This is a genomic window from Bacillus cereus group sp. BceL062 (genome assembly GCF_051780025.1).
GTDB classification, from domain to species: Bacteria; Bacillota; Bacilli; order Bacillales; family Bacillaceae_G; genus Bacillus_A; species Bacillus_A toyonensis.
The window spans coordinates 356509-368689 of sequence record NZ_JBPWGY010000002.1 but is presented as its reverse complement, the minus strand read 5'-3'; the positions used below and the strand labels follow the sequence as shown (position 1 = coordinate 368689).

Sequence of the window (12181 nt, the reverse complement as noted above, 5' to 3'; positions counted from 1 at the left end):
AAACGACAATATTGTGTATTTTTTGACAATTTACCATTTTATATTCTTTTTTTCTTATAAATACAGTAAAATATTTGTAGATTAAACGTTTTATTACACCTTATTTACTTTTTATCTACTTTATAATAAAAAAAGAACTATTTTTTCTCTTAAAAATTTAGAGAAAAAATAGTTCTTTTTCATTCACTTTATTTCTTAAAGTAAGTCCAACCTTCTTCTTGGTAAATCTTTTCTTCTTTCATCATTTTACCAAGCGCCCGCTTAAACGCAGCTTTACTCATATTGAAACGTTCTTTAATGTCTTCTGGGTGGCTCTTATCCCAAAACGGCATTGCTCCGCCTCTTTCTTCTATATATTCATAAATTACTGCAGCATCATCTTCCATTCCTTCTTCTTTACGAGGAAGAAGTGAAATGTTGATTGTACCGTCATCTTTCACGTCAATAATACGACCTGTTACACGCTCACCGATGCGGACTTGTTCTTTTCTTTCTGTATGGTGTAAGAAAGCACGGAAATGCTCATCAGTTAGTATGAATGAACCAACTTGAAGTGAACGATACACACGTCCATTGACGTTTTTATTACGCATAGATGGCGTCGCATCTACGATAATTTCTTGCATATCACTGTCTCTTGCTGGAAGAGCGATTAAACGATCACGATTCGTTAATTTTAACGTACAATATAATTCGTCGCCTACTTCCGGCCATACTGGCATATAAATCGGGAACTCATCAAGTGGAATTAGTATATCTTTTGATACACCAATATCAACAAACACACCTAAACTAGGAATAACTTCTACAACCTTTACCCAATTCCAATCATGTGTTGTAATAATTGGCTCCTTCATTGTTGCTGAAATACGATTTTGGTGATCAAGGTATAAGAATACATCAATTGTATCGCCTTCTTCAATTTCTCCAGCTACTTCGTTTTTATGTAGGAAAATTTCTTCCTCTTCATTCCCAACCATATATCCGATTTCCGTTTCGCGTAAAACAGTTACCTGTTCAATCGATCCTAATTGCAAATACATATTTTTTAATTCCCTTCTATATATATAAAGTTATCTTTTTTATCATTCCAAACAAAAGTTAATTATAACACGATTTTTCCTTCATTTGTCCAACTGCCCAAAATTCACTATAATAAAGTGAGGTTACATGAATATAAGTATGAAAACACTTAAGTCTAAGCTCGTTTTCAGCTATACTTTAGTATGTACAGTACATAAAAAGATTAGAAATTTATTTGGAGGTGCTAACTATGGCAAAAGATAGTTCTTTTGACATCGTTTCGAAAGTAGAATTACCTGAAGTAACAAACGCAATTAACATCGCTTTAAAGGAAATCCAAAACCGATATGACTTTAAAGGAAGTAAAAGTGATATTAAACTAGAAAAAGAAGTACTTGTTTTAACTTCTGACGACGAGTTCAAATTAGACCAAGTAAAAGACGTTTTAATTTCTAAACTTGTAAAACGTAACGTTCCAATTAAAAACTTGGACTATGGAAAAGTGGAAGCTGCGACTGGCAACACTGTTCGCCAACGTGCAACGTTGCAACAAGGTATCGATAAAGATAACGCGAAAAAAATTAACAACATCATTAAAGAAATGAAATTAAAAGTGAAAACACAAGTACAAGATGATCAAGTACGTGTTACAGCGAAAAGCCGTGATGACTTACAAGCAGTAATCGCAGCCGTTCGCAGTGCTGACTTACCGATTGACGTACAATTCATTAACTATCGCTAAAAAGAAAACTCCTCTTAATTAGAGGAGTTTTTGTATTTATTAAGAGCAGCACCATATCGCTTTATCAAATGATTTTTTCGAAATATACACTTTATCATTTTCGATTTTGTATTGAATATTATTTTTCTTAAGAACTGCTGTGTCAACAGAATGAATACTATCACCCCACCGAACAAATTCCCTATCGTCACCGATGTTCCCAAAATACAAACTTACAAATACGATAATAAGACATGAACATAGAGCGAGCAACTTCTTTTTCTGCAAATATCTCACCTCATCTGCGTTTCCTTTTAACCGCAATTAAAAACGCAATAAATAATACGTTCACACCGACGATTAAGGAGATAAATAACCAATTCACACCTGTTTCTTTACTAACAGTATACACATTCGATTCTTCGCGCTTTAAAACGAGATAGAACTTCCCGTTTTCTTCTCTTATAATTTCGTCTTCTAACAATCCTCTTAACTGTTGTTTTTCACCAATTGCACTTGCAGGTAAGGAAACTTTTTGTGTTTCTTTCGTATTATTAATTGCTACTAATGTTACTTCATCTTTGTACTTTCGTTTTAATATACTCATTCCATCTTTATCATATAAAAGTTCAAACGTACCACGTCGTAAAGATGGTCTCATTTGTCTAAGTTCGCCAAGCTTTGTTATGTGCTGCATAAACTTTTCATCTGATTTAAAATCCATTAATCGGCGATTATCCGGTACACTTCCTCCATCTAATGCGATTTCAGTTCCGTAATAAAAATTCGGAATCCCTGGTGATGTTAATAAATAGGTAAGAGCTAGTTTCAAACGTGATGGCGGATAATACATATTTTCTTTTGCGATACGTGCAAACCTTTTTGTTTCTTGATTATCTAAAAACGTAACAAAATCCCCTTCTTTTTTACTCACATCATATAACGATTTCACCGATACATCCGCTTCGGAAAACGATTCTACTATTTTTTCATTGTATTCACTATCTTCTTTTGTCATAATACGAAAATCTTTCTTTATCACTTGCATATCCTTTTGAACGTCACCCCAGAAAGAACGCGGCTTTTTTTCACTATGTATTACATAACTTCCATCTAAATCGACTTCTTTTACCCACCATTTCATCGAGTCGATTACTTGTTGTTCGTTTTCTCCAAATGGAAATTGAAATACAACTTTCATTCCTTTTTCGTGAGCTTCTTTTACAAGCTCTTTCAGATTATTTTCTGTTCCGAAATGTTCATTTACTTTTTGAAAATTTCGCACGTCTAATCCATCATACTGTCCACTTTCAAAAAGCGGCGAAAGCATAACAGTCGTAAAACCCATTTCTTTTATATAATCCAGCCTTTTTATAATTCCTCTTATATCTCCGCCCTGATAACCTTCTAAATTACCAACGTCTAACTGCTTGTCATTTTTCGGTTCTCCATTATTGAAGCGATCAATCATAATCGAATATATGACTTCATCTCGCCACTCTCTTTTTTCATCTGCAAAAGTATGTATTGGTACAAACAAAACGACAGCTAAACAAAAACAAATGAATAGGTTCCTAGTCCGTATTTTTTCCACACGCATCCCCCAAGTTTTTTAATTGTAAGAATATTATACCAATTTTACAAACAAATCGCATACGCTGATTTCATTCCTTCAAAAATACATAATGTTAGATTTTCTTACATGATTAATAGAATTTTCTAAAAATTTAGTTGATTTTCACCTCAATTTCGAATATGATATGAAACATAACAAACAATGTAACATTTTCTAACATTACAGGAGGGGATTGAATGAATACGGGAGATACAGTTTTTATGTTTGTAACGACAGTAATGGTCATGTTAATGACACCAGGATTAGCACTTTTTTACGGAGGCATGGTTCGTAGTAAAAATGTATTGAGTACAACGATGCACAGCTACAGCGCAATGGCTATCGTCTCAATTCAGTGGATTGTAATCGGTTATTCTTTATCTTTCGGACCAGATTGGCACGGACTTATAGGCAATCTCGATTGGTTCGGCTTAAACGGAGTTACCTACACACCAAATCCAGACTACTCATCTACTATTCCTCACAATTTATTTATGATGTTCCAACTCATGTTCGCTATTTTAACTCCAGCTTTAATTTCAGGTGCATTCGCTGAAAGAATGCGTTTTTCTGCCTTTCTTATTTTTATTCTTCTATGGACAACACTCGTTTACAATCCCGTCGCTCATTGGGTATGGGGCGTTGGCGGATGGCTAAGAGAACTTGGCGCGTTAGACTTCGCTGGTGGTAATGTCGTTCATATCACTTCTGGTGTTGCCGGTCTTGTATTAGCGATTTTCCTCGGAAAACGAAAAAACATAAACGGTACCTCTCCTCACCATTTACCATTTACGATGTTAGGTGCAGGTTTACTATGGTTCGGGTGGTTCGGTTTTAACGTCGGGAGTGCATTATCATTAAACGACGTCGCTTTAACTGCATTTATTAATACAAATATAGCCGCCGCTGCCTCTGCTCTAACTTGGATGCTATCTGAATGGTTCTTCCAATCGAAACCGACTGCGATGGGAGCTGCTTGCGGGGTTGTTTCCGGTCTAGTCGCAATTACGCCAGCTTGCGGATTTGTTACACCTTTCTCCGCCCTTCTTATCGGAGCAATTGGCGGCGTATTATGTTTCGGTGCTGTCTTCTTCTTAAAAACGAAATTCGGGTACGACGATACACTTGATGCATTCGGATGTCACGGCATCGGAGGAACTTGGGGCGGTATTGCAACTGGACTTTTCGCAACTACTACTGTAAACGGTGATGGCGCTAACGGTCTGTTTTACGGAAACACAGCTTTACTATTTAAACAACTTGTCGCAATCGGAGCAACATATGCATTCACAATTATAATGACATACGCCATTATTAAAGCGATCAACTACTTCCTCCCTGTTCGGGTAGATGAGCACGAAGAACATATGGGACTTGATATTTCGATGCACGGTGAGAAGGCTTATGAGTATACTGAGCGAGTGAATTAAAAAAGAGATGCAATCTACTACTAGTAGATTGCATCTCTTTTTATTATACTGTCGGTGGTATACCCTAGTTGGTATATTCATGAATATATCAGCGATTATTCGGATATATCGACGATTTTTTAAATATATCAGCGATTCTTTCATTATATCGACGTTTCGACACAAAATATCGATTTACCAACAAATTTCGACATGACAAAAACGAAAAATACCCCGTGTAAAGCTTATTTTACATATAAAAAGACGACCGAAAACCGGTCGTCTTTTTATATTTATTTCGGAGCATTCCCTACATATTGCGTAATATCAACATTTAACGCTTGAGCTAAACGCATACCGTACCCTTGATCTGCACGGAAGAAGTTACAAACAGCTAATAATTTCGTGCGCTCATTTACGTCTTTTAAGTCGTTTGTTAAGTTTGCAATTAAGTTATCTTGCTCTTCTTTAGAAAATGAACGGTAACGCTCACCTGCTTGTTTGAAGTCATTTGGTTTCTCAATTTTTTCACGAGATACGTAGCCTTCTACTTTCATAGTTGAATCGCGGTAAGTTGGATCTTCAACCGGATTTTCCGTATGACGGCTCGGTTCGTAGTTTACCGTAGATGGGTTTTGATTTACTTGCATTGCACCATCACGTTGTTGGTTATGAACAGCTGCATATGGGCAGTTTACAGGAATTTGTAAGTAGTTTGCACCAAGGCGATAACGCTGTGTATCTGGGTAAGAGAATAAACGTCCTTGTAATAATTTATCTTCAGATGGTTCAATACCATTTACAGTTGCACTTGGAGAGAACGCCACTTGTTCTACTTCCGCGAAGAAGTTTTTCGGATTACGATTTAACGTCATTGTTCCTACTTCCATTAATGGGAAACGATCTTCTGGCCATACTTTCGTTGGATCTAGTGGATCAAAGTCTAAAGAATCCGTTTCATCTAGTTGCATCACTTGTACGTGTAAATCCCACTTCGGATAATTTCCTTTTTCGATTGCATCGAACAAGTCACGAGTTGCATGGTTGAAGTCTTTCCCTTGCACTTCTTGCACTTCTTTTGCATTTAAGTTACGTACACCTTGCTGTGGTTTCCAGTGATATTTAATATAGACGATTTTACCTTCTGCATTAATCCATTTAAATGAATGGACACCGAAACCTTCCATTTCACGATAACTCGCTGGTGTACCGTAATCAGAAAATACCCACGTCATCATATGTGTAGATTCTGGACTTAACGTCATGAAATCCCAGTAACGATCTGGCGTTTGAATGTTTGTATCAGGTGCTGGTTTTAAAGAATGCACCATATCAGGGAATTTAATTGCATCACGAATGAAGAAGACTGGTAAGTGGTTACCTACGATATCGTAATTTCCTTCTTCTGTATAAAATTTAACAGCGAACCCACGTGGATCACGAGCTGTTTCCGGAGAACCTTGACCATGAATAACCGTTGAGAAACGAACAAATACAGGCGTTTCAGTTCCTTCATTTTGTAAAAATGCGGCTTTCGTATATTGCTTCATGCTGTTTTTCGTTACGAATACACCGTGAGCACCTGCACCACGCGCATGCACAACACGCTCTGGAATACGTTCACGATCAAAATGTGCAAGTTTTTCTACTAAATGGTAGTCTTCTAACAATACCGGCCCACGGCGACCAGCTGTACGAGAGTTTTGGTTATCTCCAACTGGAGCACCTTGGTTTGTTGTTAAGCGATTATTTGGATTCATCTGGGGGATCCTCCTCTTTCTTTCATAGTAATTATTATTTATTTAAAATCATTATAAATTAATTATTATTCAAAACTAAATCTTTGTCAACCATTTCCTTCATTTTTTTGGAAACAATTTCAGCTAAACAATCAATAAATACAGGTTGTGCATTTGGCATATTCGGTCTAAAATATTGGACTTTTAATTTATCCGTTACAACCTTACATTCATAGTCGTTGTCATATAAAACTTCCAAATGCTCTGCCACAAATCCAACTGGGCAATATATGAAAGATTCATATCCATACTCTTCAAACAAATCTCTCGTTAAATCTTGCACATCCGGTCCAATCCATGGATCTGGAGTATTTCCTGCACTTTGCCAACCAATTGTATAGTGCTTTATGCGTGCTTCTGTAGCAATTAAATCTGCTGTTTGCCGTAATTGCTCTACATATGGATCACCTGCTGCAATAATTTTTTCTGGTAAACTATGCGCCGAAAAAATTACGACTGCTTTTTCTTTATCTTTAACTTTTGTAAACGTTTCTTTTATTTGATCTGCCCAATAGGAAATAAACTTCGGTTCATCGTACCATTGTTCAATTGGTTCAATAACAGGGCCACCAATGTCTTCTGAAAGACGAATCGCGCGTTCATTATATGCTTTAATGCTGAATGTAGAGTAATGCGGTGCTAATACGATACTAATCGCATGCTCAATCCCATCTTTCTTCATCTCTTCTACTGCGTCTTCTATAAATGGTGCAATATGTTTTAATCCTAAGTAACAAGTAAATTCATACTCTGTAAATATATTATTCATTGAATCCGTTAATTTATGCGCTTGCTCTTTCGTAATTTTCGCAAGCGGTGATATTCCACCAATTGCTTTATAACGCCCGATTAAATCTTGGAGCGCTTCTTCTGTTGGCTTACGCCCATGACGGATATGTGTATAATACGCTTCTACATCATCCAATGACTCCGGCGTTCCATACGCCATTACGAGTAAACCTATTTTTTTCTTTGCCATCTATTTCACACCTCAATTTTTGAAAATGAGAATCTTTTTCAAGAACGTTTGTTTCCAATTATAACAAGCAATAATAAGTACGTCAAAATAATAATTCTAAATAAATATTATTTATAAGGTTGTTTTTAATTTTATATGACAATTTATTTAATAAAAAAAGCGGCTCACGTACATGTAAGCCGCTTTTCTGCTATTCTTTAATATTTACCCCATACTCTTTAAACCAAACGTGAATTTGTGCTAAATGAGCTAGAAGTTGCGGCCCAGTCATTAATTGACCGAACCAAGGTGTTTGGAATGCACTTCCGCCTGAGTGGATTAATCCATTCAATTGCTCTTTATCAAACAATTCATGCAAAATTGAGCCTTTATCCGTTAATAAATCTTGTAGCCATACTGTTACCGCTTTTGTATAATGCGGGTTATGCGTTTTCGGATAAGGACTCTTCTTTCTATATAAAATGTCATGTGGAAGTATCCCTTCTAAAGCTTTACGCAATAGACCTTTTTCGCGGTTTTCATACATTTTCATTTCCCAAGGAATATTCCACGCATATTCGACAAGTCGGTGGTCCGCAAATGGAACGCGCACTTCTAAGCTCGCTCCCATACTCATGCGGTCTTTTCTGTCTAATAATGTTGTCATAAACCATACCATGTTTAAATAAAATAATTGTCGTCTCTTCGCTTCTAGTGGGCTTTCTCCCTCTAAAATAGGAACTTCTTGAATGGATTCTTCATAGCGCCTTTGTACATATTGTTGTAAATTTAATTTACTTCTCCATTCTTTCTTCAGAAGTTGTTCACGTGCTTCTGTAGAGCGCATCCATGGGAATGCACTTGATTGTAAATCATCTTCTCTATAAAACCATGGATACCCACCGAAGATTTCATCTGCACATTCTCCAGATAAACCGACGACAAAGTCTTGTTTAATTTCGCGGCAAAACCATAATAATGAGGAATCGATATCTGCCATACCAGGCAAATCACGAACGAGCACCGCTTCTGTTAAACACTCTGCTAGCAGTTCATTTGAAATGACGCAACGATGGTGAGTCGTTTGAAACGTTTCAGTCATTAAATTAATAAACGGCGCATCTGAATTGGGTTGGAATGCATTTGCTTTAAAATATTTTTCATTATCTTCATAGTCAATAGAATACGTGTGTAATGGCCCTTTCCCTGATCTTTCATATTCTTTTGCGGCAATTGCTGTTATAGCACTTGAATCTACACCACCTGATAAAAAAGTGCATAACGGTACATCAGAAACGAGTTGCCTTGTAATAGCATCTTGTAATAAAAAGCGTGTTTTCTCTACTGTTTCTTCAAAGGCATCTTCATGTTTTTTGCTTTCTACATTCCAATATCTCCATATACATAAACCATTTTTTGAAAATGTCATTGCGTGGCCCGGTCGTAATTCTTTTATACCAGCATAAATACCGTGACCAGGCGTTCTAGATGGTCCGAGGCCGAATATTTCCGATAACCCTTCTAACGTTACTTCAGCCTTCACATCAGGATGCGCTAGTATCGCTTTTAACTCTGAGCCAAATAGTAATCGTCCACTATCATATTTATAAAATAGCGGTTTTACACCTAATCGATCTCTTGCAATAAATACTTGTTCTTTCCGTTCGTCCCATACAGCAAACGCATATATACCGTTTAAATGATCGACACATTCTTCTTTCCATTCAATATACGATGCTAATAATACTTCCGTATCAGAATGACCTTTGAACGTATATCCTCTTCTTAAAAGTTCCTTTCGAATGTCTTCCGTGTTATAAAGTTCGCCGTTATAGCAAATTGCATAATTCGCTTCATCCTTTAAACAAGTCATCGGCTGTTTACCACCCTCAGGGTCAACAACGATTAACCGTTTATGCCCAAACGCGACATTACCCTTAATCCAAACTTTATTATCATCTGGGCCACGCTTCGCTAACGTCTCAGCCATCTTCATAACGACGGCCCTTTCTCCTTCTAATGAGCGTTTATAATCCACCCATCCTGTAATCCCGCACATATAAATCATCCTTCCATCTTATTACTTTTCCTGAACGTGCAGTAATCCCCACTCTAAAAGTGCGGATACAAAAAAATGACAAACTTGACGATAACCTACCATCCGTATACGGAATAGTAATTTCACTCAGTAAAACGTGTTTTATTGTATGCCCACCTATGTCCGGATGTGTCTAGTTATAAAGAACGCGCGAACTGTCTATAACAAGAATAACTACTTTTCATAAAGGAGAAATCGTGTATGATACAACGTAAACATATTTTATATAACCAGCCTCGTGCTCATTCAGTCGGTAATGTAGAATATATAAACAATGAATGGGTATTCTTTGATGATGAAAATGACGAAGCATTTTTATTAGAAGATATTGCCGAAGATGGCTTTGAGGTTTTATATAACAACAACTGGCTACCAGCTCGTTTTTATGAACAAAACATATTGCAAATCGCAAATGAACAACACCCCCTCCAAAACGGGGAAATGATACGCATTCGTAAAAAATTACTCCTTAGCTACCATGAATGGCTTGAGGAATTACCCGATTCTGTTTTTGCGTTATTAACAGAATCATTGCAATCACTTCATTACTCTCTATATGATTGCATGTATTGCCATAATTATTTATCCTTCTTACCGAAAGAGGAAGCATGCGAGGGAGTAAATATTCTTTTATTTGATAATGAAGAGATGATCTGTACACTGCAGCACCATTTCGTTCGTCACTCTTCTTCAAATAAAAATATTTTCCGTTTTACGAAAGTAAATGGAGAAGAGTTGCATATCGATGCGACATAAAAATAAAAACCACCGTATCCCCCAAACATTTGAGAGATACGGTGGTTTTATTTTTTATTAGAATACTTGCCAACCAATCGGTAATTTCAGTCCAAGGTAAAATACCGCTACTAGTGCGACAATAAATAATCCCCAAACTGCCCCTGTTGCCTTATTCTTGCTCATTTTCACAAGAACCATTTCCATTCCACCGATAACTAAAATACCAGCTATCATTTTTAAACCGTACCACATGTGCATGTTACTTGTTGCAGTTTTCATAATACCCATGTACAACATGAAACCTGTCACAATAATGATAATGTACATAAGACGAAGCCCCATATGTACACCTTTCCCTTTTCTTCCTGCTGAATAAAGTGAATACGCAACGAAGAATAAAATTAAACCTAACGCCCATGCTGTAATATGCATATGTACCATCGTATCCCCTACCTCCTCTTTTCACACTTTTTCACTCTATATGATAACATGTTCATTTATTTTCAGGAAATGTTTCGCTTTTTTACATTTAAATGATATAATATTTAGAGTATTTACAAACTTCTTGTAATAACAAAAGGGGGAACAATCATGATTCAAACTAAGGATATTATCGAACTTACAGACACATACGGAGCAAATAACTATCACCCACTTCCAATCGTTATTTCTAAGGCAGAAGGCGTTTGGGTAGAAGATCCTGAAGGAAATCGCTATATGGACTTATTAAGTGCATATTCTGCAGTTAACCAAGGTCATCGTCACCCAAAAATTATTAACGCTTTAATTGACCAAGCTAATCGTGTTACGTTAACTTCTCGTGCTTTCCATAGTGATCAATTAGGCCCTTGGTACGAAAAAGTTGCGAAACTAACTAATAAAGAAATGGTACTTCCAATGAATACAGGTGCAGAAGCTGTTGAAACTGCAATTAAAACAGCTCGCCGCTGGGCTTATGATGTGAAAAAAGTAGAAGCAAACCGCGCTGAAATCATCGTTTGTGAAGATAACTTCCACGGACGTACGATGGGTGCTGTTTCTATGTCATCAAACGAAGAGTACAAGCGTGGCTTCGGTCCAATGCTTCCTGGCATTATTGTAATTCCTTACGGTGATTTAGAAGCGTTAAAAGCTGCAATTACACCAAATACAGCAGCATTCATTTTAGAGCCAATTCAAGGTGAAGCAGGAATTAACATTCCACCAGCTGGTTTCTTAAAAGAAGCTCTTGAAGTATGTAAAAAAGAAAACGTTTTATTTGTAGCTGATGAAATCCAAACAGGCTTAGGCCGTACTGGTAAAGTATTTGCTTGTGACTGGGACGATGTAACTCCTGACATGTACATACTTGGTAAAGCACTTGGTGGCGGCGTATTCCCAATCTCTTGCGTTGCAGCAAACCGCGACATTTTAGGTGTATTCGAGCCAGGTTCTCACGGTTCTACATTCGGTGGTAACCCACTTGCATGTGCTGTTTCTATCGCAGCTCTTGAAGTGTTAGAAGAAGAAAAATTAACAGAGCGTTCTCTTCAATTAGGAGAAAAATTAGTTGGGCAATTAAAAGAAATTGATAACCCAATGATTACTGACGTTCGCGGTAAAGGTTTATTCATCGGTATCGAATTAAACGAGCCAGCTCGTCCTTACTGTGAACAACTAAAAGCAGCTGGTCTATTATGTAAAGAAACACACGAAAATGTAATTCGTATCGCACCACCTCTAGTAATCTCTGAAGAAGATTTAGAGTGGGCATTCCAAAAAATTAAAGCTGTATTATCGTAATGATAGAGAGGTTGTCCTACACGTTAGGACAACCTCTT

The 12181-nt window shown here is 36.9% G+C and carries 11 protein-coding genes; 4 read left to right on the top strand and 7 right to left on the bottom strand.

The annotated features are described in order from the left end of the window. Positions 1-188: 188 nt before the first annotated feature. Positions 189-1043: a CvfB family protein gene (locus ACS2MN_RS07100; RefSeq protein ID WP_438894674.1), complete on the bottom strand. Its 855-nt coding sequence runs from the start codon at positions 1041-1043 to the stop codon at positions 189-191. A gap of 230 nt (positions 1044-1273) precedes the next feature. On the opposite strand from ACS2MN_RS07100, the gene ACS2MN_RS07095 reads away from it, so the two are divergent. After that, on the top strand, positions 1274-1765 hold the full coding sequence (locus tag ACS2MN_RS07095) for a YajQ family cyclic di-GMP-binding protein (RefSeq protein ID WP_001040146.1): 492 nt from the start codon (positions 1274-1276) through the stop codon (positions 1763-1765). Between the two features lie 39 nt (positions 1766-1804). Here ACS2MN_RS07095 and ACS2MN_RS07090 read toward each other — a convergent pair whose 3' ends face one another. Together ACS2MN_RS07090 and ACS2MN_RS07085 are read right to left on the bottom strand one after the other, a co-directional pair. Beyond that, on the bottom strand, positions 1805-2032 hold the full coding sequence (locus tag ACS2MN_RS07090; protein ID WP_346994093.1) for a hypothetical protein: 228 nt from the start codon (positions 2030-2032) through the stop codon (positions 1805-1807). A gap of 10 nt (positions 2033-2042) precedes the next feature. After that, positions 2043-3338 (bottom strand): alpha-amylase family glycosyl hydrolase, encoded by a 1296-nt coding sequence (locus ACS2MN_RS07085; RefSeq protein WP_346994092.1) that lies wholly within the window; start codon positions 3336-3338, stop codon positions 2043-2045. Positions 3339-3556: 218 nt separating this feature from the next. On the opposite strand from ACS2MN_RS07085, the gene ACS2MN_RS07080 reads away from it, so the two are divergent. After that, entirely contained in the window at positions 3557-4789 is a 1233-nt protein-coding gene (locus ACS2MN_RS07080; protein ID WP_001091659.1) for an ammonium transporter, read from the top strand. Positions 4790-5061: 272 nt separating this feature from the next. On the opposite strand, the gene katB is transcribed toward ACS2MN_RS07080, so the two are convergent. The 3 genes from katB to asnB form a co-directional block, all read right to left on the bottom strand. Beyond that, positions 5062-6528, bottom strand: a complete 1467-nt coding sequence (katB, locus tag ACS2MN_RS07075) for a catalase KatB (protein ID WP_098709749.1) — start codon at positions 6526-6528, stop codon at positions 5062-5064. 58 nt (positions 6529-6586) lie between these two features. Next, positions 6587-7546 carry a ferrochelatase gene (hemH, locus tag ACS2MN_RS07070; RefSeq protein ID WP_097854897.1) on the bottom strand — a complete coding sequence of 320 codons (960 nt, stop codon included), beginning with the start codon at positions 7544-7546 and terminating at the stop codon, positions 6587-6589. A 190-nt stretch (positions 7547-7736) separates the two neighbouring features. Further along, entirely contained in the window at positions 7737-9584 is a 1848-nt protein-coding gene (gene asnB, locus ACS2MN_RS07065; protein ID WP_087950737.1) for an asparagine synthase (glutamine-hydrolyzing), read from the bottom strand. A gap of 240 nt (positions 9585-9824) precedes the next feature. On the opposite strand from asnB, the gene ACS2MN_RS07060 reads away from it, so the two are divergent. Further along, positions 9825-10379, top strand: a complete 555-nt coding sequence (locus ACS2MN_RS07060; protein ID WP_000616037.1) for a DUF2777 domain-containing protein — start codon at positions 9825-9827, stop codon at positions 10377-10379. 57 nt (positions 10380-10436) lie between these two features. Here the strand turns inward: ACS2MN_RS07060 and ACS2MN_RS07055 are convergent, their stop codons facing one another. Next, positions 10437-10802 (bottom strand): YisL family protein, encoded by a 366-nt coding sequence (locus tag ACS2MN_RS07055; protein ID WP_000233490.1) that lies wholly within the window; start codon positions 10800-10802, stop codon positions 10437-10439. A gap of 150 nt (positions 10803-10952) precedes the next feature. Here ACS2MN_RS07055 and rocD point away from each other — a divergent pair, with 150 nt between their 5' ends. After that, entirely contained in the window at positions 10953-12143 is a 1191-nt protein-coding gene (gene rocD, locus ACS2MN_RS07050; protein ID WP_000616647.1) for an ornithine aminotransferase, read from the top strand. Positions 12144-12181 lie beyond the last annotated feature (38 nt).

Coding starts and splice junctions, on each gene's coding strand:
- rocD (WP_000616647.1), top strand. CDS start 10,953: ATGATTCAAACTAAGGATATTATCGAACTTACAGACACATACGGAGCA.
- ACS2MN_RS07100 (WP_438894674.1), bottom strand. CDS start 1,043: ATGTATTTGCAATTAGGATCGATTGAACAGGTAACTGTTTTACGCGAA.
- asnB (WP_087950737.1), bottom strand. CDS start 9,584: ATGTGCGGGATTACAGGATGGGTGGATTATAAACGCTCATTAGAAGGA.
- katB (WP_098709749.1), bottom strand. CDS start 6,528: ATGAATCCAAATAATCGCTTAACAACAAACCAAGGTGCTCCAGTTGGA.
- ACS2MN_RS07060 (WP_000616037.1), top strand. CDS start 9,825: ATGATACAACGTAAACATATTTTATATAACCAGCCTCGTGCTCATTCA.
- hemH (WP_097854897.1), bottom strand. CDS start 7,546: ATGGCAAAGAAAAAAATAGGTTTACTCGTAATGGCGTATGGAACGCCG.
- ACS2MN_RS07080 (WP_001091659.1), top strand. CDS start 3,557: ATGAATACGGGAGATACAGTTTTTATGTTTGTAACGACAGTAATGGTC.
- ACS2MN_RS07055 (WP_000233490.1), bottom strand. CDS start 10,802: ATGGTACATATGCATATTACAGCATGGGCGTTAGGTTTAATTTTATTC.
- ACS2MN_RS07095 (WP_001040146.1), top strand. CDS start 1,274: ATGGCAAAAGATAGTTCTTTTGACATCGTTTCGAAAGTAGAATTACCT.